This is a genomic window from Streptomyces sp. NPDC020875 (genome assembly GCF_040641415.1).
Taxonomy (GTDB): Bacteria; Actinomycetota; Actinomycetes; order Streptomycetales; family Streptomycetaceae; genus Streptomyces.
Window position 1 is genome coordinate 1 of record NZ_JBFADP010000053.1, and the last position, 25,932, is coordinate 25,932.

Sequence of the window (25,932 nt, forward strand, 5' to 3'; positions counted from 1 at the left end):
GGTGCCTCCGGTGGCCGTACCGCCGTGGCCGCCGGTTCCGCCGGGAGCGACGAACTCGCCGCCCGCCCTGTGTGTGCGGTCGTACGGATCAGGCGTCGTACAGATCGGCCTTCTTCGGCGCCGGGTCCTGGACCGCGCCGCTGACCGCCATGGACCGGCCGGCGAAGCGCTCGGTGTCCACGCCGTTCTCCTCCAGCACCTTCAGCGCCGCCGCGTGCGCCACCCGCAGGACCGGGGTCGCCGCGCGCATCGCGTCGTCCGCCATGAACCGGTGCCGCCACGGCTGCTCCGCCCAGGCGTGCCGCAGCCCGAAGGGCTCCGGCAGGACCAGCTTGCCGCCGAAGTACTCCAGCAGCGGCGGATACCAGGTGAGGGGCGCGCGGACCGCGAGCCGGACCACTTCCCTGGCCTCCACCAGCGGCAGGCTGATGTCCCGGGTTTCCCAGAACCGGATCGTCTTGCTCACGGTCTTGGTCTTGGGCGACGACTTGGTGGTGAACAGACCGTGCACCGGGCCCAGCGCGTGACCGGTGACCTCCACCCGCAGCGTCTCGTGGAGCACCGTCACCGTGATCATCATGGTGATCACCAGCTGGCCGTCCCAGAGCGTGAACTGCACTCCGAGATAGTGCCGGTTGCCGCTGCCGAACTGGTCGTGGTTGCAGATCCGCTGTATCTCGTGCGGCTTGACCTGGAACGCCTCCACGTCCTGGCCGTCCGGCCGGGACACCCCGCCCGCGCCCTCGGCGACCGGGGTGACGATCCAGTGCTTCACCGACGGCGTGGGGAAGCCGCCCGAGTTCAGCGGACCGCGTTCCAGCAGCTTCAGCCGGTCGTGGATCGCCCGTATCACGTCCCAGCTGCGGAACTGGTTGATCTCCTTGCCCGCCTCCTTGGGGACCAGCTCCTCGGCCATCTGCCAGCTGCCCCAGCGGGTGCCCATGCCGAGTATCCCCTTGGGGCCCGCGTAGAAGACCGAGTTGGCCTGCTGCTCGGCGGAGAGCTTCTCCAGCCCCTGGCGCAACTCCTCACGGGCCGTCTCGTTCGGGTTGCCCGGTACGGCCTCGGGCACCTTCGCCGCGATCCCGCCGCCCGACAGCAGCCCGTCCCAGCGGGCGCGCATGTCGACGGCCGACTGCTCGCAGATCCGCTTGGCCAGGAACCAGCCCACCACGGGGGCGACGATGGCGCCCCGGACGTACCAGCCGAGTATCCCGGTCACCGGCAGCTTGATCAGCAGCACCACGGCCGCCAGCCCGATCAGCACCAGCAGCGCCGTGCCCAGCGTGCCCGCCCGCTTGTCCTGCGCCCCGGCCATGGTCCTGCGGAGCTGGAAGACGCCCATCCACAGCAGCATCCCGGGCAGGAAGAGCAGCCCGAAGACGGCCGTGATGATCGTCAGCTTGGTGTCGCGCTCCTTGCGGAGCCCGCTCGCCGCCAGACAGTGCTCCACGATCGTCCGGGCGTCGGTGCCGAAGGACTGGATCAGCGCGCCGCGCCCGCCGCCGAGCGTACGGACCTGCACCGCCCGGGAGAACGCCTCCCCGAGGTTCGGTTCGAAGAGGGAGATCCGCCCCTTCTTCACCTCCGACTTGTGCCACTCGTTGTTGGCGTCGAGGATCTGCTCGACCGGGCTGTCGCGGTACGCCGCCGACGCCAGGGCGCTCGTCGCGGCCGTCTGCCCGGCCGAACCCTGGATGGGGATCTGCGCCCCCGGTGAGAAATCGAATCCGTCCGCCACTACCGCCCCCAACGCCCGGTCGCCGCCGCCTGCCGCTCTGCTGCGGCCTTTTCCCAACTGCCCTGATCCGCACACCTGCTGAACTGGGCACCTCAGCGTATCCGGGGCGTAGGCGCTTCGTCACGGGAGCGCGGAATCGGCCGGATCCGTCCGCCGGAGCCGCCGGGCGGCGGCGGAGGCCGCCCGGTGCGCCCCGGGGGCCACCGGGCGCACGCCCGGCGGCCCACCGCCGCCGGACGGCTGCCCGGCGCGCTGCCGGGGGATCGTGCCAGCTCCCCGGGGGCGCGCAGGCGGGGAGCGCGCCCGTGTCACGGTACGGAGCCGCCGCCGCGCGCCGTCCGCACGGCGCGCACCCGGGGCGCACGATGCCTCGCGCGCCCCGGGCCGGATCCGGCTCCGGTGACGTACCGCCCGCCGTACGCCGTCCCGGCGGGCGGAGCCGGATTCCGTACGGCGCGACGGCCCGCAAACCCGGCCGGAGGGCGCCCGGGGTACGGCCTCCGGCCCCGTACCCCTAAGGGTTCCGCCGGGCGCCGGGTCCCGTACCCGGTGGCGCGGCGGGCGGCCCGATGCCGGGTGCGCGAACCGGCGGTGTCCGGTTCATCCGTCCCGTCGTCCTGCCGGGTCCGCCCGGAGCCCTTGCGGGTCGCCGGGCCGCCTGGTCGGCCGCTCGCGGCTCGGGCCGTACGGCCGGGGCGGCGCGTACGGAGGACCGTCCGGCCACCCGAGGCGGCGCCGCCCGGGCCACGCGCGCGGCCGGGCGGCGCCGGGCGCTACTTGGCCGGGGCCGGTTCGCCGGTCTCCGCCCGCAGCCGGTCCGCGATCTGCTGCGGCATCGGCTCGTGCCGGGCGTACGAGCGGCTGAACCGGCCCGTACCGTGCGAGACCGACCGCAGATCGACCGCGTACCGCCCGATCTCGATCTCCGGCACCTCGGCCCTGACCAGCGTCCTGCCCCCGGCGGACTGCTCCGTGCCGACGACCCGGCCGCGCCGCCCCGACAGATCGCTCATCACCGGCCCGACGTACTCGTCCGCGACCAGGACGGCCACTTCGGCCACCGGCTCCAGCAGATGGATCCGGGCGTCCGCCGCCGCCTCCCGCAGGGCCAGCGCGCCCGCGGTCTGGAACGCCGCGTCCGACGAGTCCACCGAATGCGCCTTGCCGTCGCGCAGGGTCACCCGGATGTCGACCAGCGGATATCCGGCCGCCACCCCGCGCGCCGCCTGGGTCCTGATCCCCTTCTCCACCGACGGGACGAACTGGCGCGGTACGGCACCGCCCACCACCTTGTCGACGAACTCGATCCCGGACCCGGCGGGCAGCGGCTCCACGTCGATTTCGCAGATCGCGTACTGCCCGTGCCCGCCCGACTGCTTCACATGGCGGCCCCGGCCCGACGAGGAACCGCCGAACGTCTCCCGCAGGGCGACTCGGTGCGGGATCACGTCCACCTCGACGCCGTAGCGGGTCCGCAGCCGCTCCAGCGCTACATCCGCGTGCGCCTCGCCCAGACACCACAGCACCAGCTGCCGGGTGTCCTGGTTCTGTTCGAGCCGCATCGCCGGATCCTCCGCCACCAGCCTGTTCAGCCCCTGCGACAGCTTGTCCTCGTCGGCCTTGCCGTGCGCCCGTACGGCCAGCGGCAGCAGCGGGTCCGGCATCCGCCAGGGCTCCATCAGCAGCGGATCGTCCCGGCCGGAGAGCGTGTCACCGGTCTCCGCCCGGCCCAGCTTCGCCACACACGCCAGATCGCCTGCGATGGCCCGGGGCAGCGGCCGCTGCTGCTTGCCGAACGGGACGGAGAGCGCGCCGACCCGCTCGTCCGCCTCGTGCAGATCCTCCGGCTCCCGGCCCCGGCCGTCGGCGCCGTGCCCGCAGATCCCCGACACATGGACCGGGGCGTCGGGCCGCAGGGTGCCGGAGAAGACCCGGACGAGGGAGATCCGGCCCACATAGGGATCCGACGACGTCTTGACGACCTCCGCCACCAGCGGCCCCTCCGGGTCGCAGACCGGACGCGGCCGCTCCGCGCCCCGCGGCGACGTCACCCGGGGACACTCGGTCTCCAGCGGTGTCGGGAAGCCCCGGGTGATCAGCTCCAGCAGCTCGACCGTGCCGATGCCCTCCCTGGCTCCGTCGGCGGCGGGCGCCGCCGCCACCACCGGATGGAAGGTGCCCCGGGCCACCGCCTTCTCCAGATCGTCGATCAGCGTCTTGACGTCGATGTCCTCCCCGGCGAGATACCGGTCCATCAGGGTCTCGTCCTCGCTCTCGGCGATGATCCCCTCGATCAGCCGGTTGCGGGCGTCCTCGATCAGCGGCTCCTGCTCCGGCCCGGGTGGCACCTCGGCCCGCCGCCCGCCGGAGTAGTCGTAGATCTTCCGGGTCAGCAGGCCGACCAGACCCGTGGTCGGGGTGTGCCCGTCGGGCCCCGGCTCCCCGTACTGCGGCAGATACAGCGGCAGTACGGCATCGGGGTCGTCGCCGCCGAACAGCTCCGCGAGCACCCGGGTCAGCTCCTCGTACCCGGCCCGCGCGGTCTCCAGATGGGTGACGACGATCGCCCGCGGCATGCCCACCGCCGCGCACTCGTCCCACACCGCCCTGGTCGACCCGCCGATCGCGCCCGGCTCCTGCGCCGCCGAGACCACGAAGAGCGCCGCGTCCGCCGCGCGCAACCCGGCCCGCAGCTCACCGACGAAATCCGCGTAACCCGGGGTGTCCAGCAGATTGATCTTGTAGCCGTCCCACTCCAGCGGGACCAGCGAGAGCTGTACCGAACGCTGCTGGCGGTGCTCGATCTCGTCGTAGTCGGAGATCGTGCCGCCGTCCTCGACCCGGCCCGCCCGGTTCACCGCCCCGGTGGCCAGCGCCAGCGCCTCGACCAGAGTCGTCTTTCCCGAACCGCTGTGGCCGACCAGCACCACGTTCCGCACCGAAGAGGGCCGGTCGGCCGTAGTCGCCCGTCCGGCGGCTCCGGGGTGGTTGTTCGCCTTGTCGCCCATGAATCCTGCCTCCCGATCGATCGGAACGATGCGTCGAAATCGCGATACGCCGTCTTCGGTGGTGTCCTGGCGGGGCCTGCGGGGAAGAGGGGGATGCCGGGCCGCGGGCGGGGCGGCGAACGGGGCCGTAAGGGTTCGGGAGAGGGTCGGAGGAAGCCGCTCCGCGGTGCCCGAGGTCGTCCTTCGAGCTTTCCACCGACACCAGGGGACGTCCATACGTCGCGCGCCGCCGTCCCTCCTCCCGGCCCCCGGCCCGCCGTCCGGCGGGGGCGTACGGGAGGGGCCCGGGACCTCGGCCCGGGTGCCCGGCCGGTACGGGGCTCCGGTCGTGGCTACGATGGGGCGGCCGGTGGCCGTCGGGGCCGCGCGGCGGAACCGAACCCCGGGAAGGCCATGCTGAACAAGTACGCGCGTGCATTCTTCACGCGTGTCCTCACCCCGTTCGCCGCGTTTCTCCTCCGCCGAGGGGTGAGCCCGGACGCGGTCACCCTGATCGGCACGGCCGGAGTAGTCGCGGGCGCGCTGGTCTTCTTCCCGCGCGGCGAGTTCTTCTGGGGCACGATCGTCATCACCCTCTTCGTCTTCTCCGACCTGGTCGACGGCAATATGGCCCGCCAGGCCGGGATCTCCAGCCGCTGGGGCGCCTTCCTCGACTCCACCCTGGACCGGGTCGCCGACAGCGCGATCTTCGGCGGCTTCGCCCTCTGGTACGCGGGCCGGGGCGACGACAACGTCCTCTGCGCCGTGGCGATCTTCTGCCTGGCCAGCGGCCAGGTCGTGTCGTACACGAAGGCGCGCGGCGAGGCCATCGGACTGCCCGTGGCCGTCAACGGCCTGGTCGAACGGGCCGAGCGGCTGGTGATCTCCCTGGTCGCCGCCGGACTCGCCGGACTCGGCGCCTTCGGGGTCCCCGGGATCGAGATCCTGCTGCCGATCGCCCTCTGGATCGTCGCCGTCGGCAGCGCCGTCACCCTCGGCCAGCGCGTGGTGACCGTCCGCCGGGAGTCCGCCGAGGCGGACGCGGCGGCCCGCGACACCGGCGAGGGAGCCGAGACCGCATGAGCGGAGCCGCCCCCGTCACCGCGCGCGAACGGCTCGTGGACGGGATGTACGGACTCGGCTGGGGCGCCGTGAAGAAACTCCCCGAGCCCGTCGCCGCCCGGCTCGGCCGGACCATCGCCGACACCGCGTGGCGGCGGCGCGGCCCCGGTGTCCTCCGGCTCGAGTCCAATCTGGCCCGGGTCGTCCCGGACGCCGGGCCCGAGCGGCTGGCCGAACTGTCGAAGGCCGGGATGCGGTCGTACATGCGGTACTGGATGGAGTCCTTCCGGCTGCCCGCGTGGAGCACCGAGAAGGTCCGCCGCAGCGTCTTCATCCACGACGTGCACCGGCTGACCGACGGCATCGCCTCCGACCGGGGCGTCATCCTCGCCCTGCCGCACCTGGCCAACTGGGACCTCGCGGGCGTCTGGGTCACCCGCGTCCTCGAAACCCCCTTCACCACGGTCGCCGAACGGCTGAAGCCGGAATCCCTCTACGACCGCTTCGTCGCCTACCGGCAGAGCCTCGGCATGGAGGTCCTGCCGCACGCGGGCGGCTCCGCCTTCGGCACCCTCGCCCGGCGGCTGCGCGACGGCGGCCTGGTCTGTCTCGTCGCCGACCGCGATCTGTCCTCCTCCGGCATCGGCGTCGACCACTTCGGCGAGACCGCGCGGATGCCCGCGGGCCCGGCGCTGCTCGCCCAGCAGACCGGGGCCCTGCTGCTCCCGGTGACGCTCTGGTACGAGAACGACACCGCGATGCACGGCCGGGTCCACCCGCCGGTCGAGGTGCCCGGCTCGGGCACCCGGGCCGAGAAGACGTCCGCCATGACACAGGCCCTGGCGGACGTCTACGCCGCGGGGATCGCCGAACATCCGGAGGACTGGCACATGCTGCAACGCCTGTGGGTCGCGGACCTGGAGCCGCGCCCGACGGCCGGGAAGCCGGACGCCTCCGGCGGACCGGGTGCCTCCGGGCTGCCCGGCCCCGCCCGCGGCACCGGCGCCACGGACCCGGTGGCCCCGCGGGACGGCGGTGCGGCATGAGGATCGGCATCGTCTGCCCGTACTCCTGGGACGTCCCGGGCGGCGTCCAGTTCCACATCCGCGACCTGGCCGAACACCTCATCCGGCTCGGCCACGAGGTCTCCGTACTCGCCCCCGCCGACGACGACACCCCGCTCCCGCCGTACGTCGTCTCCGCCGGGCGGGCCGTCCCCGTCCCGTACAACGGCTCCGTGGCCCGGCTCAACTTCGGCTTCCTGTCGGCCGCCCGGGTCCGCCGCTGGCTCCACGACGGCACATTCGACGTGATCCATATCCACGAACCCACCTCGCCGTCGCTGGGACTGCTCGCCTGCTGGGCCGCGCAGGGCCCGATCGTGGCCACCTTCCACACCTCCAACCCCCGCTCCCGCGCCATGATCGCGGCGTATCCGATCCTCCAGCCCGCCCTGGAGAAGATCAGCGCGCGGATCGCGGTCAGCGAGTACGCCCGCCGCACCCTGGTCGAACACCTCGGCGGCGACGCCGTCACCATCCCCAACGGGGTCGACGTCTCCTTCTTCGAACGTGCCGAACCCCGGCCCGAATGGCAGGGCGGCCCCGACGGCGGCGTCCTCGGCTTCATCGGCCGGATCGACGAACCCCGCAAGGGCCTCCCCGTCCTGATGAAGGCGCTCCCCGCGATCCTCGAAGCCCGCCCCGGCACCCGGCTGCTGGTCGCCGGACGCGGCGACGAGGAGGAGGCGGTGGCGTCACTGCCCCGCGAGATCCGCTCCCGGGTCGAGTTCCTCGGCATGGTCAGCGACGAGGACAAGGCCCGGCTGCTGCGGAGCGTCGACGTCTACGTGGCGCCCAACACCGGCGGCGAGAGCTTCGGGATCATCCTCGTCGAGGCGATGTCGGCGGGCGCGCCGGTCCTCGCCAGCGACCTCGACGCCTTCACCCAGGTACTCGACCAGGGCGCGGCGGGCGAACTCTTCGCCAACGAGGACCCCGACGCGCTGGCCGCCGCGGCGATCCGGCTGCTCGGCGACGAGAAGCGCCGCGCGGAGCTGCGGGAACGCGGCCTCGCGCACGTCCGGCGGTTCGACTGGTCGACGGTCGGGGCGGACATCCTCGGCGTCTACGAGACGGTGACGGCGGGCGCGGCGTCGGTCGCGACGGACGACCGCCCGGGGCTCCGCACCCGCCTGGGCCTCTCCCGCCGGGTCGCCTCCCGCTGAGGGTTCCCGCCTGCTTCCCCGGCGCGCCGCACCTCTTCCGGCCACCGGACCCACCCGGGGGTTCTCGCCGTGGTCGCTTCCGCCGTCGGCCGGGCGCCGCGCCGCGGCTGGTTGCCCGCGCGGTTCCCCGCGCCCCTAAAAGCCTTGGCTGCCCGCCACTTGCCAAGTCCGGGCAGTCGGGCAACCAGGGCCGTGCGGAACCGCGCGACCAGCCACGACGGTGGTGCGGACCGCGAAGAACACCAGGCCACCGGGTGCGGCCCGGGTCTTGGCGCGGCGCCGTGGAGGGCCGAGGCGCTGGGCCCCCCTTGCCGAAGGCACAGGGGGCGGAACCGCGCGAGCAACTGCGCACCATCCCGGAAGGATCACTCCCTTCGCGCCGGGGCGTAGGCCGAGGCGCTCGCGGGCGCGGGGCCCCCGGGGCCTCGTCCCCGTAAGCTAGCGCAGCGTGACCGTAACGCTCATTTGGATTCTCGTCGCGCTCGTCGCCGTCGGGCTCTATCTCAGTTGGACCGCCGGGCGGCTCGACCGTCTGCACACCCGGATCGACGCCGCCCGCGCCGCGCTCGACGCGCAGTTGCTGCGCCGCGCGTCGGTGACGCAGGAGCTGGCGACGTCCGGGGTGCTCGATCCCGCCGCCTCGATCGTCCTCTACGAGGCCGCGCACGCCGCCCGCCAGGCGGAGGAGGACCAGCGGGAGGTCGCGGAGAGCGAGTTGAGCGCCGCGCTGCGGGCGGTGTTCGAGGAGCCCGCCCAGGTGGAGGCGGTCCGTGAGGTGCCCGGCGGGGACGAGGCTGCGACGGAGCTGGCCCAGTCGGTACGCCGGGTCCCGATGGCGCGGCGGTTCCACAACGACGCCGTACGCGCGGCCCGCGCCCTCCGTCGGCATCGCAAGGTGCGCTGGTTCCGGCTGGCCGGACACGCCCCGTTCCCGCTCGCGTTCGAGATGGACGACACCCCGCCGACGGCGCTCGCGGACCGGCCCGGCAGCTGACGGAGCGGGCGGAGCCGACGGAGCGGCGCGGGGGCCACTCGTACGGGATCGGCCATGCCGATGCCCTCCGGCCACCCCGGTGAGCAGCGAAAACGATCCACCGGCTGTTCATTGGCCCTTGTCGCGGCCCGGTGCGTGGCTGTTCCATCGGTTGCGCAGCCGCCCCCGGTCGCACTTCGCAGCAACCGTCTTCGAGTGAGGTCCCCGTGTCCAGCACGCTCCCCAGCACCCCGCAGTCCGACGCTCCCGCGACCGGTACCGCCCGCGTCAAGCGCGGCATGGCCGAGCAGCTCAAGGGCGGCGTCATCATGGACGTGGTCAACGCCGAGCAGGCGAAGATCGCCGAGGACGCGGGCGCCGTCGCCGTCATGGCCCTCGAAAGGGTGCCCGCCGACATCCGCAAGGACGGCGGGGTGGCCCGGATGTCCGACCCGAACATGATCGAGGAGATCATCGAGGCGGTCTCCATCCCGGTGATGGCCAAGTCCCGGATCGGGCACTTCGTCGAGGCCCAGGTACTCCAGTCCCTCGGTGTCGACTACATCGACGAGTCGGAGGTGCTGACCCCGGCGGACGAGGTCAACCACTCCGACAAGTGGGCCTTCACCACCCCGTTCGTCTGCGGCGCCACCAACCTGGGCGAGGCCCTGCGCCGGATCGCCGAGGGCGCGGCGATGATCCGCTCCAAGGGCGAGGCCGGTACCGGCAATGTCGTCGAGGCCGTCCGTCATCTGCGCCAGATCAAGAACGAGATCGCCCGGCTCCGCGGCTACGACCACAATGAGCTGTTCGCCGCCGCCAAGGAGCTGCGCGCCCCGTACGAGCTGGTCAAGGAGGTCGCCGAGCTGGGCAAGCTGCCCGTGGTGCTGTTCTCCGCCGGTGGTGTCGCCACCCCCGCCGACGCGGCGCTGATGCGTCAGCTCGGTGCCGAGGGCGTCTTCGTCGGTTCGGGCATCTTCAAGTCCGGCGACCCGGCGAAGCGGGCCGCCGCGATCGTCAAGGCGACCACCTTCTACGACGACCCGAAGATCGTCGCGGACGCCTCCCGGAACCTGGGCGAGGCCATGGTGGGCATCAACTGCGACACCCTGCCCGAGGCCGAGCGCTACGCGAACCGGGGCTGGTAGTGACCGCTCCGCTGATCGGTGTGCTCGCCCTCCAGGGCGACGTACGGGAGCATCTGATCGCCCTGGCCGCGGCGGACGCCACGGCCAGGCCGGTCCGGCGGCCGGAGGAACTGGCCGGGCTCGACGGCCTGGTGATCCCCGGCGGCGAGTCCACCACGATGTCCAAGCTGGCCACCCTCTTCGGGGTGATGGAGCCGCTGCGCGAGCGGGTCCGGGCCGGACTGCCCGTCTACGGCACCTGCGCCGGGCTGATCATGCTCGCGGACAAGATCCTCGACCCGAGGTCGGGCCAGGAGACCGTCGGCGGGATCGACATGATCGTCCGCCGGAACGCCTTCGGCCGTCAGAACGAGTCCTTCGAGGCGGCGGTCGACGTCGCCGGGATCGAAGGGCCGGTGGACGGTGTCTTCATCCGGGCGCCCTGGGTGGAGTCCGTCGGCGCGGATGTCGAGATCGTCGCCGAGTACGGTGGTCATATCGTCGCCGTACGCCAGGGCAACGCGCTGGCGACCTCGTTCCATCCGGAGCTGACCGGCGATCACCGGGTGCACGGCCTGTTCGTCGCCATGGTGCGCGCGGCCGGGTGACTCCGTCCCGGTAGGATCGGCGGTCCGAGCACAGCGGTAACGCGGCAGCACTGGGTAACGCGAAGGAGACAGGCAGATGTCCGGCCACTCTAAATGGGCTACGACGAAGCACAAGAAGGCCGTGATCGACGCCAAGCGCGGCAAACTCTTCGCGAAGCTCATCAAGAACATCGAGGTCGCGGCCCGGATGGGCGGCGCCGACATCGAGGGCAACCCGACCCTCTTCGACGCCATCCAGAAGGCCAAGAAGCAGTCGGTGCCGAACAAGAACATCGACTCCGCGCTCAAGCGCGGCGCCGGCCTGGAGGCGGGCGGCGCGGACTACGAGACGATCATGTACGAGGGCTACGGCCCCAACGGTGTCGCGGTGCTCATCGAGTGTCTGACCGACAACCGCAACCGTGCCGCCTCCGACGTCCGGGTCGCCATGACCCGTAACGGCGGTTCGATGGCCGACCCGGGCTCCGTCTCGTACCTCTTCAACCGCAAGGGCGTCGTGATCGTCCCCAAGGGCGAGCTGTCCGAGGACGACGTGCTCGGCGCGGTGCTGGACGCGGGCGCCGAGGAGGTCAACGACCTCGGTGAGTCCTTCGAGGTGCTGAGCGAGGCCACCGACCTGGTCGCGGTCCGTACGGCGCTTCAGGAGCAGGGCATCGACTACGACTCCGCCGAGGCCAACTTCGTCCCGACCATGCAGGTCGAGCTGGACGAGGACGGCGCGCGGAAGATCTTCAAGCTGATCGACGCGCTGGAGGACAGCGACGACGTCCAGAACGTCTTCGCCAACTTCGACGTCTCCGACGAGATCATGGAGAAGGTCGACGCCTGATCGGACCGCCGACCCGGGTCGGTCCGGTCGCCGTACCGGTTCGCCGAACGAGGGCGGGCCGAAGGGAGAAACACCCTTCGGCCCGCCCTCGTTCGCGTCCGTTGTCGGTGGCGCCGGATAACCTGCACAAACAGATGACCGAAGGAGGGGCGGCGGCGTGCGTGTGCTGGGGGTCGACCCGGGGCTGACCCGGTGCGGTGTCGGGGTGGTGGACGGGGTGGCGGGCCGCCCGCTGACCATGGTCGGCGTGGGTGTCGTACGGACCTCGCCCGACGCCGACCTCGCCCGCCGGCTGGTCGCCGTCGAGGAGGGCATCGAGAGCTGGCTCGACGAGTACCGCCCGGAGCGCGTCGCCGTCGAGCGGGTCTTCAGCCAGCACAATGTGCGTACGGTGATGGGCACCGCCCAGGCCAGCGCCGTCGCCATGCTCTGCGCCGCCCGCCGCGGCATCCCCGTCGTCCTGCACACCCCGAGTGAGGTCAAGGCCGCCGTCACCGGATCGGGACGGGCCGACAAGGCCCAGGTCGGCGCGATGGTGACCCGGCTGCTGCGGCTCGCGGCCCCGCCGAAACCCGCGGACGCCGCCGACGCACTGGCGCTCGCCATCTGCCATATCTGGCGCAGCCCGGCGCAGAACCGCCTCCAGGAGGCCGTCGCCCGTCACCGGCCCCCCGCCCCGTCAGCCCGACCCCCGAAAGGCCGTACCGCATGATCGCCTTTGTCCGCGGCGAGGTCGCCGCGCTCGCCCCCACCACCGCGGTGGTCGAGGTCGGCGGGGTCGGCATGGCCCTCCAGTGCACCCCCGACACGCTCTCCCGGCTCCGGGTCGGCGAGCAGGCCGCGCTCGCCACGTCCCTCGTCGTCCGGGAGGACTCCCTCACCCTCTACGGCTTCGCCGACGACGACGAGCGGCAGGTGTTCGAGCTGCTCCAGACCGCCAGCGGGGTCGGCCCCCGGCTCGCCCAGGCCATGCTCGCCGTGCACCGGCCCGACGCCCTGCGGCGCGCGGTGGCCACCGGCGACGAGAAGGCGCTGACCGCCGTCCCCGGGATCGGCAAGAAGGGCGCCCAGAAGCTGCTGCTGGAGCTGAAGGACCGGCTCGGCGCCCCGCTCGGCCCGGTCGGCGCGGCCCCCGTCGCCACCGCCGAGCCCGCCTGGCGCGATCAGCTGCACGCCGCCCTGATCGGCCTGGGGTACGCGACCCGGGAGGCCGACGACGCGGTCGCCGCCGTCACCCCCCAGGCCGAGGCCGCCGGGGACCGGCCCGCGGTGGGCGCGCTGCTGAAGGCGGCGCTCCAGACCCTCAACCGCACCCGGTGACCCACCCCGGCCGAACCCCGGCCGGAGCGTCCGGGCAGGTCACCCGCCCACCACGGGACGACGACCCCATCGCGGCCCACGGCCGCCCGACGACACGAGGCACACACCCTGTGAACCGGTACGACAGCCCCGCCGACGACGACCGGGAGTACGCGCCCCCCGCCGATCCGGACCCGGCGGCCGACGGACGGCTCGTCGGCGGCGCCGCCGACGGGGAGGACCAGGCGGTCGAGGCCGCCCTGCGGCCCAAGTCGCTGGACGAGTTCGTCGGCCAGGAGCGGGTCCGCGAACAGCTCGACCTGGTGCTGACGGCCGCCAGGGCCCGGGGCGCCACCGCCGACCACGTCCTCCTGTCGGGCGCCCCCGGCCTGGGGAAGACCACCCTCTCCATGATCATCGCGGCCGAGATGCAGGCCCCCATCCGGATCACCTCGGGCCCGGCCATCCAGCACGCCGGGGATCTCGCGGCGATACTGTCGTCGCTCCAGGAGGGCGAGGTCCTCTTCCTCGACGAGATCCACCGGATGTCCCGGCCCGCCGAGGAGATGCTCTACATGGCGATGGAGGACTTCCGGGTCGACGTGATCGTCGGCAAGGGCCCCGGCGCCACCGCCATTCCGCTGGAACTGCCGCCCTTCACCCTGGTCGGCGCCACCACCCGGGCCGGACTGCTGCCGCCCCCGCTCCGGGACCGTTTCGGCTTCACCGCCCATATGGAGTTCTACGACCCCGCCGAACTGGAACGGGTCGTCCACCGTTCGGCCCAGTTGCTCGATGTCGAGATCGACACCGAAGGCGCGGCCGAGATCGCCGGGCGCTCCCGGGGCACGCCCCGGATCGCGAACCGGCTGCTGCGCCGGGTCAGGGACTACGCGCAGGTCAAGGCCGACGGCGTGATCACCCGTACGATCGCCGCCGCCGCCCTCGGGGTGTACGAGGTCGACGGCCGCGGCCTGGACCGGCTGGACCGGGCCGTGCTGGGCGCCCTGCTCAAGCTCTTCGGCGGCGGCCCGGTGGGGCTCTCCACCCTGGCGGTGGCCGTGGGGGAGGAGCGGGAGACCGTCGAGGAGGTCGCCGAGCCCTTCCTGGTCCGGGAGGGTCTGCTGGCCCGTACGCCCCGCGGCCGGATCGCCACCCCCGCGGCATGGGCGCATCTCGGGCTCACCCCGCCCGCGCAGGCACCGGGCGCAAGCGGACAACAGGGCTTGTTCGGGGCGTGACGGCGCGGATACTCCCGCTGCCAGGAACTACGGTGGGATGCTGGGCGTTGTTCCATTGCCGCGGACTCGCCTAGACTCCGCCGATGCCGCCCTTCCCAGGTCGGCGCGCCCACCCCCGTAGATAGGCCGCCTCACGCTGTGCGGTCGTGTGAAGGAAGTTTCTTCCCGTGAGTCTCCTGACCTTCCTCCCCTTCATCGTGCTCATCGGGGCCATGTTCCTGATGACCCGCTCCGCCAAGAAGAAGCAGCAGCAGGCGGCGGAGATGCGCGACTCCATGCAGCCCGGCACCGGGGTGCGGACGATCGGCGGCATGTACGCCACCGTCAAGGAGCTCCACGACGACACCGTGCTGCTCGAGGTCGCTCCCGGGGTCTACGCGGTCTACGCCAAGAACGCCATCGGCGCGGTCCTCTCGGACGAGGAGTACAACCACATCGTCCACGGTGACGAGCCCGCCGAGGAGCTTCCGGCCGTCCCGGACGACGCCTCGTCGCTGACGGAGCCCGCAGACGAGCAGGCCGAGAAGGGCGAGCAGGCCGAGCAGCCGAAGCAGGCGGCCGGGGAGAAGTCCGGGGAGAAGCCCGAGGGCAAGATCGACCTCGGCAAGAAGGCCGACGACGCCACCGGCAAGGACGCCGGTGCCGCCGAGGCCGCCTCGGACGAGCCCGAGGACGCCGCACCGTCCAAGGACGCCAAGGCCGACGGCGAGAAGTAGCCATCACCGGGACCGCCGGGCACAAGAGGGTGCCCGGCGGTCCCGTGATCGTGTTGACTTCTGCGGGGGCTGGGCCCCACTACACTTCGTGGCCGCTCCGGCGCATACCCGGCCCGGGACGGTTGGACAGGGAGAAACGAGAAGGTGGCAGCACCGAAGAGGGGCCGAAGGCCCGCGGGGGCTCAGGGGAGGCCGGTCCGCACCCTGGTCTTCATCATGATCGCCATGGCCGCGCTCGCCGGTGGCATGTTCTGGTCCGGGCACACCACGCCCCGGCTGGGCATCGACCTCGCGGGCGGTACGTCGATCACGCTGAAGGCGAAGGCGGAGCCCGGCAAGGAAAGCGCCGTCAACGAGACCAATATGAACACGGCGGTCGGCATCATCGAGCGCCGCGTCAACGGTCTCGGTGTCTCCGAAGCCGAGGTCCAGACGCAGGGCGAGTCCAATATCGTCGTCAACATCCCCAAGGGGACCGACGCCGAGGAGGCTCGTAAGCAGGTCGGTACGACCGCTCAGCTCTACTTCCGTCCGGTGCTGAACGTCGCCGCCGGTGGCCCGGCCGCGCCGCAGACCCCGCAGCCCAAGCCGAGCGGCTCCGCCTCCGCCGGTACCGGCGACAAGGGCAAGCCCGCCGGTGAGAAGGCCGACGGCGACAAGGCCGAGTCCTCCACCAAGCCCAGCGGCTCCGCCACCGCGCAGGGCCGGGCCGTCACCGACGGCCTCAAGGCGCCGTCCCCCGGCACCTCCGGCTCCCCGGACGCTTCCGGCAAGCCTGCCGACAAGCCGGCGGACAAGCACGCCGAGAAGCCCGCGGACGGACAGACCCCGGACCCGGCCGCCGCCGATCTGGAGCAGCGCTTCGCCACGCTGAACTGCGAGGACCCCAAGGCCCGCGCCGCCGTCAGCGAGAACGTGAAGCCCGAGAACACGATCGTCGCCTGCGGTAAGAACAGCGCCAAGCAGTGGGAGAAGTACATCCTCGGCCCGGCCGAGGTGGACGGCAAGGACGTCGACGAGGCCAAGGGCCAGCTGGACCCCCAGCGCGGCATGTGGATCGTCACCATGGACTTCACCAAGTCCGGCTCGAAGAAGTTCGAGAAGATCACCGGCAAGCTCTCCCAGCAGCAGCCGCCGCTGAACCAGTTCGCGATCGTGCTCGACGGTGAGGTGATGTCCGCCCCCAGCGTCGAGACCACCCTCAGCGCCAACGCCGAGATCTCCGGCAGCTTCAACCAGGAGTCCGCCCAGAACCTGGGCAACATCCTCTCCTACGGTGCCCTGCCGCTCAGCTTCGAGGAGCAGAGCGTCGACACCGTCAGCGCCGCCCTCGGCGGCGAGCAGCTGCGGGCCGGTCTGATCGCGGGCGCCATCGGCCTCGCGCTCGTCATCATCTACCTGGTGGTCTACTACCGCGGCCTGTCGCTGATCGCCATCCTCAGCCTGGGTGTCTCCGCGGTCCTCACCTACTCCCTGATGTCGCTGCTCGGCCCGGCCATCGGCTTCGCGCTGAACCTCCCGGCCGTCTGCGGTGCCATCGTGGCCATCGGTATCACCGCGGACTCGTTCATCGTCTACTTCGAACGGATAAGGGACGAGATCCGCGAGGGCCGCACCCTGCAGCCCGCCGTGGAACGCGGCTGGCCGCGCGCCCGCCGCACGATCCTCGTCTCCGACTTCGTCTCCTTCCTGGCCGCCGCGGTGCTCTTCTTCGTCACCGTCGGCAAGGTGCAGGGCTTCGCCTTCACCCTCGGCCTGACCACCCTGCTCGACGTCGTCGTGGTCTTCCTCTTCACCAAGCCGCTGATGACCGTGCTGGCGCGGACCAAGTTCTTCGGCGGCGGACACCCGTGGTCCGGGCTCGACCCGGAGCGCCTCGGCGCCAAGCCGCCGCTGCGCCGCTCCCGCCGCCTCACCGCCCCCACCGACCCGAAGGAGGCGTGAGCATGTCGCGTCTCGGCACTATCGGCGCCAGGCTCTACCGCGGCGAGATCGGCTACGACTTCGTCCGCCACCGCAAGTTCTGGTACGGCGTCTCGATCCTGATCACCATCGCGGCCATCGCCGGGGTCGCGATCCGCGGCCTCAACATGGGTATCGAGTTCAAGGGCGGTGCCGTCTTCACCACCCCGAGCACGAAGGTGTCCGTCGCCGACGCCCGCGAGTACGCGGAGGAGGCGTCCGGCCACCCCGCGATCGTCCAGAAGCTCGGCAACGACACCCTCCGGATCCAGGTCGCCCAGCTCAACACCGACCAGGCCGCCCAGGTCAAGAGCGATCTGGCCCGCGATCTGAAGATCGACGCCGACAAGCTCGGCGCCGAACTGGTCGGCCCCAGCTGGGGCAAGCAGATCGCCAACAAGGCATGGACCGGTCTGGCCATCTTCATGGTCCTCGTGGTGATCTATCTGGCGATCGCCTTCGAATGGAGAATGGCGGTCGCCGCGCTGATCGCCTTGATCCACGACCTGACCATCACCGTCGGTGTCTACGCCCTCGTCGGCTTCGAGGTCACTCCCGGTACGGTGATCGGTCTCCTCACCATCCTCGGTTACTCCCTCTACGACACCGTCGTCGTCTTCGACGGTCTCAAGGAGGGGGCGAAGGGGATCACCAAGCAGAACCGCTACACCTACAGCGAGCTGGCCAACCGCAGCCTCAACGGCACCCTGGTCCGTTCGATCAACACCACCGTCGTGGCCCTGCTCCCGGTCGCCGGCCTCCTCTTCATCGGTGGCGGCGTCCTCGGCGCGGGCATGCTCAACGACATCTCGCTCTCGCTCTTCGTCGGCCTCGCGGCCGGCGCGTACTCCTCGATCTTCATCGCGACCCCGCTGGTCGCCGACCTCAAGGAGCGCGACCCGCAGATGAAGGCCCTGCGCAAGCGGGTCCTCGCCAAGCGGGCCAAGGGCGAGACGGAGCCCGACGAGAGCGCGGCCGACGGCGGCTCCGACGGGACCGGCGCGGACGACGACCCGCGGAACGAGGATGCCGGTGACACCGCGGCGGCCAGCACGGGACCGTCCGCAGTGGTCGGACAGCGCGGCCGGGGCCGGTCGTCGGGCAGGCGGCGATGACCACCGCGCCCGGTGACGTCCGGGAGCTGCTGCTCAGCCGGATCCGCGATGTGAACGACTATCCGCAGCCCGGAGTGGTGTTCAAGGACATCACCCCGCTGCTCGCGGACCCGGCCGCCTTCACCGCCCTCACCGACGCCCTGACCGAGCTGTGCCTGCGGCACGGCGCGACCAAGGTCGTCGGCCTGGAGGCCCGGGGCTTCATCCTCGCGGCCCCGGTCGCGGTCCGGGCCGGACTGGGCTTCGTCCCGGTCCGCAAGGCGGGCAAGCTGCCGGGCGCGACGCTCTCCCAGGCGTACGACCTCGAATACGGCAGCGCCGAGATCGAGATCCACGCCGAGGACCTGCGCCCGGACGACCGGGTCATGGTCATCGACGACGTACTGGCCACCGGAGGCACGGCGGGTGCCGCGGCGGAGCTGATCCGCCGCGGCGGGGCCCGGGTCGCGGGGGTCGCCGTCCTGATGGAGCTGGGCTTCCTCGGCGGCCGTGACCGGCTGGAACCGGTACTCGGCGGTGCTCCGGTGGAGTCGCTGCTCGCCCTCTGACCGGATCCGGCGCCCACCGTGGCGCACCGTGTTCGCACCAGACCCCCGAGGCCCGGGAATGCCGGGCCTCGGGGGTCTGTTTTCGGCCTCGGGGGCATAGCATCGGCCGGGTGGATACGATGGGCTCTCCGGACCAGTCCCGGGGGACCCGGACCGCACGAGGAGCGCTCTTGCCAGACGAGGCCCGTCCCGCCACCGCACAGCCCGGCCCGAAGGCCGACCGGGCCCCGGCGGCGTCCGCCACGCCCGAGCCGACGCCCGAAGGGCGCCCCGGGCGGAACACGCCCGCCCGCGGCGGTCCGAATCCGGCCGCCCCGGGTTCGGCCGCGGTCCGCGCCGCCGCGCCCCAGACCGGGCGCCGCGGCCCCGCGCCCGCGAACCGGCCCGCGCCGCCACCCGCCTCGTCGCCCCGCTCCGGCGGCTCCTCCAACCGGGTCCGGGCCCGGCTCGCCCGGCTCGGCGTCCAGCGGTCCTCGCCGTACAACCCGGTCCTGGAGCCGCTGCTGCGGATCGTCCGGGGCAACGACCCCAAGATCGAGACCGCCACGCTCCGCCAGATCGAGAAGGCGTACCAGGTCGCCGAGCGCTGGCACCGGGGCCAGAAGCGCAAGAGCGGCGATCCGTACATCACCCATCCACTGGCCGTCACCACCATCCTGGCCGAGCTGGGGATGGACCCGGCGACCCTGATGGCCGGGCTGCTGCACGACACGGTCGAGGACACCGAGTACGGGCTCGACACCCTGCGCCGGGACTTCGGCGACCAGGTCGCCCTGCTCGTCGACGGCGTCACCAAGCTGGACAAGGTGAAGTTCGGCGAGGCCGCCCAGGCCGAGACCGTCCGCAAGATGGTCGTCGCCATGGCGAAGGACCCCCGGGTCCTGGTGATCAAGCTCGCCGACCGGCTGCACAACATGCGCACCATGCGCTATCTCAAGCGGGAGAAGCAGGAGAAGAAGGCCCGCGAGACGCTGGAGATCTACGCCCCGCTGGCCCACCGGCTGGGGATGAACACCATCAAGTGGGAGCTGGAGGACCTCGCCTTCGCGATCCTCTACCCCAAGATGTACGACGAGATCGTCCGGCTGGTCGCCGAGCGCGCCCCCAAGCGGGACGAGTACCTCGCCATAGTGACCGACGAGGTGCAGTCCGATCTGCGGGCCGCCCGGATCAAGGCGACCGTCACCGGCCGCCCCAAGCACTACTACAGCGTCTACCAGAAGATGATCGTCCGCGGCCGGGACTTCGCCGAGATCTACGACCTGGTCGGCATCCGGGTCCTGGTCGACACGGTCCGCGACTGCTACGCGGCGCTCGGTACGGTCCACGCGCGATGGAATCCGGTCCCCGGCCGGTTCAAGGACTACATCGCGATGCCGAAGTTCAATATGTACCAGTCGCTGCATACGACGGTGATCGGACCCAACGGCAAGCCCGTCGAACTCCAGATCCGTACCTTCGACATGCACCGGCGGGCGGAGTACGGCATCGCCGCCCACTGGAAGTACAAGCAGGAGGCCGTCGCCGGGGCGTCCAAGGTACGGACCGACGTACCGAAGAAGACCGGCAAGGACGACCACCTCAACGACATGGCGTGGCTGCGCCAGCTGCTGGACTGGCAGAAGGAGACCGAGGACCCCTCGGAGTTCCTGGAGTCCCTCCGGTTCGACCTCTCCCGCAACGAGGTCTTCGTCTTCACGCCCAAGGGCGACGTCATAGCGCTGCCCGCCAGCGCCACCCCCGTCGACTTCGCCTACGCCGTCCATACCGAGGTCGGCCACCGCACCATAGGGGCCCGGGTCAACGGCCGGCTCGTCCCGCTGGAGTCGACCCTCGACAACGGCGACCTCGTGGAGGTCTTCACCTCCAAAGCCGAGGGCGCCGGACCGTCCCGCGACTGGCTGGGCTTCGTCAAATCGCCCCGGGCCCGTAACAAGATCCGGGCCTGGTTCTCCAAGGAACGCCGCGACGAGGCGATCGAACAGGGCAAGGACGCGATCGTCCGGGCCATGCGGAAGCAGAACCTCCCCATCCAGCGGATCCTCACCGGGGACTCCCTGGTGACCCTCGCGCACGAGATGCGCTACCCCGACATCTCGTCGCTGTACGCGGCCATCGGCGAGGGCCATGTCGCCGCGCAGGGCGTTGTCCAGAAACTGGTCGCCGCGCTCGGCGGCGAGGAAGCCGCCAACGAGGACATCGCCGAGTCCGCGCCGCCGTCGCGCTCCAAGCGGGGCAAGCGGCGCTCCAACGCCGACCCCGGGGTCGTCGTCAAGGGCGTCGAGGACGTCTGGGTGAAGCTGGCCCGCTGCTGTACGCCGGTACCGGGCGACCCCATCATCGGCTTCGTCACCCGGGGCAGCGGCGTCTCCGTCCACCGGGCCGACTGTGTGAACGTCGACTCCCTGTCGCAGCAGCCCGAGCGGATCCTCGAAGTCGAATGGGCACCCACCCAGTCCTCGGTCTTCCTGGTCGCCATCCAGGTCGAGGCGCTGGACCGGTCCCGGCTGCTCTCCGACGTCACCCGGGTCCTGTCGGACCAGCACGTCAACATCCTGTCGGCGGCGGTCCAGACCTCCCGCGACCGGGTCGCGACCTCCCGCTTCACCTTCGAGATGGGCGACCCGAAGCACCTGGGCCACGTCCTCAAGGCGGTCCGCGGCGTGGAGGGCGTCTACGACGTCTACCGGGTCACGTCCGCGCGCCGCCCGTAGCCTCCGGCTCGGGTCCGGGGCCGTACCGCCGTAGGGGCTCGCGTCGTATGCCGCCCGCGCCCCGGCGGGCGGTTGCTCGCGCAGTTCCCCGCGCCCCCGGACGCCCTGCCCGACGCGGCACCGGGCAAGCGTGCCCCAGCAGGGCAACCACCCACCCGGGGCGAGGCGCTTCGGAAAGACCGAGGCCCCCGCCCGGGAGGGCGAGGGCCTTGAGAGGGATCGGGAGCGTCAGCCGCCGAACTCCTGGAGGCCCTTGAGGGCCTGGTCCAGGAGCGCCTGGCGGCCCTCCAGCTCCTTGGTGAGCTTGTCGGCGCGCGCGTTGTTGCCCGCCGCCCTCGCCGTGTCGATCTGGTCCCGGAGCTTGTCCACCGCGGCCTGGAGCTGGCCGGTCAGCCCCGCGGCACGCGCCCGCGCCTCGGGGTTGGTCCGGCGCCACTCGTTCTCCTCGGACTCCTGGATGGCCCGCTCCACGGCGTGCATCCGGCCCTCGATCCGGGACCGGGCGTCCCTCGGCACATGGCCGACGGCCTCCCAGCGCTCGTTGATCCCGCGGAACGCGGCCCGCGCGGCCTTGAGGTCCGTGACCGGCAGCAGCTTCTCCGCCTCGGCCGCCAGCTCCTCCTTGAGCTTCAGATTCTCCGTCTGCTCGGCGTCCCGCTCCGCGAACGCCCCACTGCGGGCGGCGAAGAAGACGTCCTGCGCGCCGCGGAAGCGGTTCCACAGATCGTCCTCGGCCTCGCGCTGCGCCCGGCCGGCCGCCTTCCAGTCGGCCATCAGCTCCCGGTAGCGGGCCGCCGTGGCTCCCCAGTCGGTCGAGTGGGAGAGCGACTCCGCCTCGGTGACCAGCTTCTCCTTGGCCTTGCGGGCGTCCTCGCGCTGGGCGTCGAGGGACGCGAAGTGCGCCTTGCGACGCTTGGAGAAGGCCGAGCGGGCGTGCGAGAAGCGGTGCCACAGCTCGTCGTCGGACTTGCGGTCGAGCCGGGGCAGGCCCTTCCAGGTGTCGACCAGGGCCCGCAGCCGCTCGCCCGCCGAGCGCCACTGCTCGCTGCGCGCCAGCTCCTCGGCCTCGGTGACCAGGTCCTCCTTGGCCTTGCGGGCCTCGTCGTGCTGCTTGGCGCGCTGGACCTTGCGCTCCTCGCGCCGCCGCTCCACGGACTCGACGAGGACGTCGAGCCGCTTGCCCAGCGCCGCCAGGTCACCCACCGCGTGGTGCTCCGACACCTGCTCCCGCAGATGGTCGATGGCGGTCTGAGCGTCCTTGGCCGACAGGTCGGTGGTCTTCACCCGCTTCTCGAGGAGACCGATCTCGACCACCAGGCCCTCGTACTTGCGCTCGAAATAGGCGAGGGCCTCCTCGGGGGTCCCGGCCTGCCACGATCCGACGACCTGCTCGCCGTCGGCTGTACGCACGTACACGGTGCCCGTCTCGTCGACACGGCCCCACGGGTCGCTGCTCACAGCGCCTCCTCCACCTGATGCCCACCGAGGGTCACCCCGGGCATCGTCCACAGTTTCCAGGGGCGAGCCGCGCCCGCCCTGCACAACGCCAATCTAGGCGACCGGTCGCCCGGCTGTCCGCACTCGGCGCCCACGCATTTCCCGGCACCGGCCGGGAGGCGGCCCCGGCGCGCGCCGGGGCCGTGAGGTCACCCCTTGCTCACGGTCACCTTCTCCACGGTGACCGCCGACTTCGGGGCGCCGTCCTTGGCGTTGCCCTCGACCCCGGCGGCGGCGACCTTCTGGACCGCCTTGAGCCCGGCCGCGTCGATCTTCCCGAACGGGGTGTACGTCGGCGGGAGCTTGGTCTCCTTGTAGACCAGGAAGAACTGGCTGCCGCCGGAGTTGGGCTGGCCCGTGTTGGCCATGGCGACCGTACCGGCCGGGAAGACCACGGTGCCGTCCGAACCGGCCTTGCCGAGGGCCGTCAGGTTCTCGTCCGGGATGTTGTAGCCGGGGCCGCCGGTGCCGTCGCCCTTGGGGTCGCCGCACTGGAGGACGAAGATGCCCTCAGTGGTCAGCCGGTGGCACTTGGTCCCGTCGAAGTACCCCTTGTCGGCGAGCGACTTGAAGGAGTTCACCGTCCGCGGGGTCTTCGCCGCGTCCATCTCGAAGGAGATCGCGCCCTGGCTGGTCTTCATCGCCAGGGTGTACTTCGCCTTGGCGTCGACCGCCATCTTCGGCTCGGGCGTCTTGGGCTCCTCCGGCGGCGCGGACGCCTGCTGCGACGGGGTGCTCTGGTCCCCGGCCACGGTCTGCTTGTCCTTCTTGTCATCGCCGTCCACGATCGACGCCGCCGCGATCGCGCCGCCGACCAGGACCATCACCACCGCGACGGAGATCGCCGCGATCTTCTGCTGCCGTCTGCGGGTCGCCGCGCGGCGCTCCTGCTGACGCTCGAACTTCTCCCGGGCGAGCTGCCGCCGCCGCTGATCGCTGCTGACCACCGAGTCCGCTCCTTCTCCGTACGCGACCCCTGGTGTCGAGGGGTTCCGCGGGTGCTGGGTTGCCGTGTCGTGCCGGACGTGCCGTGGGGTCCGTTATGTCCCACCGTACGCACGCGCCGGTGCGTCGCGCGTGCCCGTACCGTATACGGGTTGGCTGTGGGAGCAGCAGGGCCGGTAGGCTCTGACCTGTCGCGATTCCGCGTCGCCCGCACCACGCCGGACAGTCGGCCGATCACCCCATGAGGACGAACGTGCTTATTGCCGGGTTCCCCGCCGGGGCCTGGGGGACCAACTGCTATCTGGTCGCCCCCGCCGCCGGGGAGGAGTGCGTGATCATCGACCCCGGTCACCAGGCCGCCGACGGTGTCGCCGAGGCGATCGCCAAACATCGGCTGAAGCCCGTCGCCGTCGTCCTCACCCACGGCCATATCGACCATGTCGCCTCCGTGGTCCCGGTCTGCGGCGCGCACGATGTGCCCGCCTGGATCCACCCCGCCGACCGGTACATGATGAGCGACCCGGAGAAGGCCCTCGGCCGCGCGTTCGGGGCGCAGCTGATGGGCGAACTGACCGTGGGCGAGCCGTCCGACGTCCACGAGCTGACCGACGGCTCGGTACTGGACCTGGCCGGTCTGGAGCTGACCGTGTCGCACGCCCCCGGCCATACCAAGGGGTCGGTGACCTTCGGGCTGCCCGACGCCGGTGACGTACCGCCGGTGTTCTTCTCGGGCGACCTGCTCTTCGCCGGCTCCATCGGACGTACCGATCTGCCCGGTGGCGATCACGCCGAGATGCTCGAATCGCTGGCACGCGTCTGCCTGCCGCTCGACGACTCGACCGTGGTGCTCTCCGGGCACGGCCCCCAGACGACCATCGGCCGCGAGCGCGCCACCAACCCGTATCTGCGCGAGGTGGCGGCCGGCCGGGGGAGCGCCGGCGCTCCCCGACGAGGAATGTGACGAGAGAAACCGTTGTGAGTACTTTCCAGGCCCCCAAGGGCACCTACGACCTGCTGCCGCCCGCCTCCGCGACCTTCCTCGCCGTCCGCGAGGCGATCGCCGCGCCGCTGCGCGACTCGGGCTACGGCTACGTCGAGACCCCGGGCTTCGAGGACGTCGACCTGTTCGCCCGCGGAGTCGGCGAGTCCACCGACATCGTGACCAAGGAGATGTACACCCTCACCACCAAGGGCGGCAGCCGGCTCGCGCTCCGCCCCGAGGGCACCGCCTCCGTACTGCGCGCGGCGCTGGAGGCCAACCTCCACAAGCAGGGCAATCTGCCGGTCAAGCTCTGGTACTCGGGCTCGTACTACCGCTACGAGCGCCCCCAGGCCGGCCGCTACCGCCACTTCTCCCAGGTCGGGGCCGAGGCCATCGGCGCCGAGGACCCGGCGCTCGACGCCGAACTGATCATCCTGGCGGACCAGGCGTACCGCAGCCTCGGCCTGCGCCACTTCCGGATCCTGCTCAACAGCCTCGGCGACAAGGAGTGCCGCCCCGTCTACCGGGAGGCCCTCCAGAACTTCCTGCGCGGACTCGACCTCGACGACGAGACCCGGCGCCGGATCGACATCAACCCGCTGCGGGTCCTCGACGACAAGCGCGCGGACGTCCGGCGGCAGCTCACCGGCGCGCCCGTACTCGCCGACTATCTGTGCGACGCCTGCCGGGCGTACCACAAGGAGGTCCGCGAGCTGATCTCCGAGGCGGGCGTCGCCTTCGAGGACGACGACCGGCTCGTCCGCGGCCTCGACTACTACACCCGGACCACCTTCGAGTTCGTCCACGACGGGCTCGGCTCCCAGTCCGCGGTGGGCGGCGGCGGCCGTTACGACGGCCTCTCCGAGATGATCGGCGGCCCGGCGCTGCCGTCCGTCGGCTGGGCGCTCGGCGTCGACCGCACGGTCCTGGCGCTGGAGGCCGAGGGCGTCGTCCTGGACCTGCCGCCCGCCACCAGCGTCTACGCCGTCCCGCTCGGCGAGGAGGCCCGCCGGGTCCTCTTCGGCGTCGTCACCCGCCTCCGCAGGGACGGCATCGCGGCGGACTTCGCCTACGGCGGCCGGGGCCTGAAGGGCGCGATGAAGGCGGCCAACCGGAGCGGGGCGCGGTACGCGATCGTGGCCGGGGAGCGGGATCTGGCCGAGGGCCACGTCCAGCTCAAGGACATGGAGTCGGGCGAGCAGACGCCGGTCCCGGTCTCGGAGATCGCGACGGCCCTCCGCACCCGCCTGTCGCCTCCGGCGTAGGCCCACGGTCAGCCCCGGGTCGCGGCGCCCCGTACTGTCGCCCCGCCCCGGGGCCCGGCCGCGCCGCGTGGCCTGATGTTGTTCCCCGCCTGCG

At 72.0% G+C, this 25,932-nt stretch carries 21 protein-coding genes; 17 read left to right on the forward strand and 4 right to left on the reverse strand.

Annotated elements, in window-relative coordinates:
* Positions 1–88 precede the first annotated feature (88 nt).
* Entirely contained in the window at positions 89–1,741 is a 1,653-nt protein-coding gene (locus AB0G74_RS26680; RefSeq protein WP_361150940.1) for a hypothetical protein, read from the reverse strand.
* A 773-nt stretch (positions 1,742–2,514) separates the two neighbouring features.
* The gene (locus AB0G74_RS26685; RefSeq protein ID WP_361150942.1) at positions 2,515–4,749 is read right to left on the reverse strand and encodes an elongation factor G-like protein EF-G2; all 2,235 of its coding nucleotides are present in this window, start codon (positions 4,747–4,749) and stop codon (positions 2,515–2,517) included.
* A 393-nt stretch (positions 4,750–5,142) separates the two neighbouring features.
* Here AB0G74_RS26685 and pgsA point away from each other — a divergent pair, with 393 nt between their 5' ends.
* The 15 genes from pgsA (at position 5,143) to AB0G74_RS26760 (ending at position 21,149) form a co-directional block, all read left to right on the forward strand.
* On the forward strand, positions 5,143–5,811 hold the full coding sequence (gene pgsA, locus AB0G74_RS26690) for a phosphatidylinositol phosphate synthase (protein WP_361150944.1): 669 nt from the start codon (positions 5,143–5,145) through the stop codon (positions 5,809–5,811).
* A complete protein-coding gene (locus AB0G74_RS26695; protein WP_361150946.1) occupies positions 5,808–6,836 on the forward strand; it encodes a phosphatidylinositol mannoside acyltransferase in 1,029 nt (342 codons plus the stop codon). The genes pgsA and AB0G74_RS26695 overlap by 4 nt, the downstream gene beginning before the upstream one ends.
* Complete coding sequence (locus AB0G74_RS26700) at positions 6,833–8,017, forward strand: glycosyltransferase family 4 protein (protein ID WP_361150948.1); 1,185 nt, start codon at positions 6,833–6,835, stop codon at positions 8,015–8,017. Before AB0G74_RS26695 ends, AB0G74_RS26700 begins: the two co-directional genes overlap by 4 nt.
* A 448-nt stretch (positions 8,018–8,465) precedes the next feature.
* Positions 8,466–9,011 (forward strand): hypothetical protein, encoded by a 546-nt coding sequence (locus tag AB0G74_RS26705; RefSeq protein ID WP_361150950.1) that lies wholly within the window; start codon positions 8,466–8,468, stop codon positions 9,009–9,011.
* A 206-nt stretch (positions 9,012–9,217) separates the two neighbouring features.
* The gene (gene pdxS, locus AB0G74_RS26710; RefSeq protein ID WP_361150952.1) at positions 9,218–10,138 is read left to right on the forward strand and encodes a pyridoxal 5'-phosphate synthase lyase subunit PdxS; all 921 of its coding nucleotides are present in this window, start codon (positions 9,218–9,220) and stop codon (positions 10,136–10,138) included.
* Positions 10,138–10,725, forward strand: coding sequence for a pyridoxal 5'-phosphate synthase glutaminase subunit PdxT (gene pdxT, locus AB0G74_RS26715; RefSeq protein WP_361150954.1), 588 nt, complete (start codon positions 10,138–10,140; stop codon positions 10,723–10,725). The genes pdxS and pdxT overlap by 1 nt, the downstream gene beginning before the upstream one ends.
* A gap of 76 nt (positions 10,726–10,801) precedes the next feature.
* Positions 10,802–11,554, forward strand: coding sequence for a YebC/PmpR family DNA-binding transcriptional regulator (locus AB0G74_RS26720; RefSeq protein WP_358824890.1), 753 nt, complete (start codon positions 10,802–10,804; stop codon positions 11,552–11,554).
* Positions 11,555–11,711: 157 nt separating this feature from the next.
* Complete coding sequence (ruvC, locus tag AB0G74_RS26725; RefSeq protein WP_361150958.1) at positions 11,712–12,266, forward strand: crossover junction endodeoxyribonuclease RuvC; 555 nt, start codon at positions 11,712–11,714, stop codon at positions 12,264–12,266.
* On the forward strand, positions 12,263–12,874 hold the full coding sequence (gene ruvA, locus AB0G74_RS26730) for a Holliday junction branch migration protein RuvA (protein WP_361150960.1): 612 nt from the start codon (positions 12,263–12,265) through the stop codon (positions 12,872–12,874). Before ruvC ends, ruvA begins: the two co-directional genes overlap by 4 nt.
* Positions 12,875–12,984: 110 nt before the next feature.
* A complete protein-coding gene (ruvB, locus tag AB0G74_RS26735) occupies positions 12,985–14,094 on the forward strand; it encodes a Holliday junction branch migration DNA helicase RuvB (protein ID WP_361150962.1) in 1,110 nt (369 codons plus the stop codon).
* Positions 14,095–14,261: 167 nt separating this feature from the next.
* A complete protein-coding gene (gene yajC, locus AB0G74_RS26740; protein ID WP_361150965.1) occupies positions 14,262–14,810 on the forward strand; it encodes a preprotein translocase subunit YajC in 549 nt (182 codons plus the stop codon).
* A gap of 144 nt (positions 14,811–14,954) precedes the next feature.
* Positions 14,955–16,754, forward strand: a complete 1,800-nt coding sequence (gene secD, locus AB0G74_RS26745; RefSeq protein ID WP_361150967.1) for a protein translocase subunit SecD — start codon at positions 14,955–14,957, stop codon at positions 16,752–16,754.
* 2 nt (positions 16,755–16,756) lie between these two features.
* Positions 16,757–17,887, forward strand: coding sequence for a protein translocase subunit SecF (secF, locus tag AB0G74_RS26750; RefSeq protein ID WP_361151049.1), 1,131 nt, complete (start codon positions 16,757–16,759; stop codon positions 17,885–17,887).
* The gene (locus tag AB0G74_RS26755; RefSeq protein ID WP_361150970.1) at positions 17,884–18,435 is read left to right on the forward strand and encodes an adenine phosphoribosyltransferase; all 552 of its coding nucleotides are present in this window, start codon (positions 17,884–17,886) and stop codon (positions 18,433–18,435) included. The genes secF and AB0G74_RS26755 overlap by 4 nt, the downstream gene beginning before the upstream one ends.
* 170 nt (positions 18,436–18,605) lie before the next feature.
* On the forward strand, positions 18,606–21,149 hold the full coding sequence (locus tag AB0G74_RS26760; RefSeq protein WP_358824883.1) for a RelA/SpoT family protein: 2,544 nt from the start codon (positions 18,606–18,608) through the stop codon (positions 21,147–21,149).
* 228 nt (positions 21,150–21,377) lie between these two features.
* Here AB0G74_RS26760 and AB0G74_RS26765 read toward each other — a convergent pair whose 3' ends face one another.
* Together AB0G74_RS26765 and AB0G74_RS26770 are read right to left on the reverse strand one after the other, a co-directional pair.
* Positions 21,378–22,607, reverse strand: a complete 1,230-nt coding sequence (locus tag AB0G74_RS26765) for a DUF349 domain-containing protein (RefSeq protein WP_361150973.1) — start codon at positions 22,605–22,607, stop codon at positions 21,378–21,380.
* Positions 22,608–22,795: 188 nt separating this feature from the next.
* Positions 22,796–23,593, reverse strand: coding sequence for a peptidylprolyl isomerase (locus tag AB0G74_RS26770; protein WP_361150975.1), 798 nt, complete (start codon positions 23,591–23,593; stop codon positions 22,796–22,798).
* A gap of 251 nt (positions 23,594–23,844) precedes the next feature.
* Between AB0G74_RS26770 and AB0G74_RS26775 the strand changes: the two genes are divergently transcribed.
* Positions 23,845–24,552: an MBL fold metallo-hydrolase gene (locus tag AB0G74_RS26775; protein WP_361151052.1), complete on the forward strand. Its 708-nt coding sequence runs from the start codon at positions 23,845–23,847 to the stop codon at positions 24,550–24,552.
* Between the two features lie 14 nt (positions 24,553–24,566).
* Positions 24,567–25,838 (forward strand): histidine--tRNA ligase, encoded by a 1,272-nt coding sequence (gene hisS / locus AB0G74_RS26780; RefSeq protein ID WP_361150977.1) that lies wholly within the window; start codon positions 24,567–24,569, stop codon positions 25,836–25,838.
* The last annotated feature ends 94 nt before the right edge of the window (positions 25,839–25,932 follow it).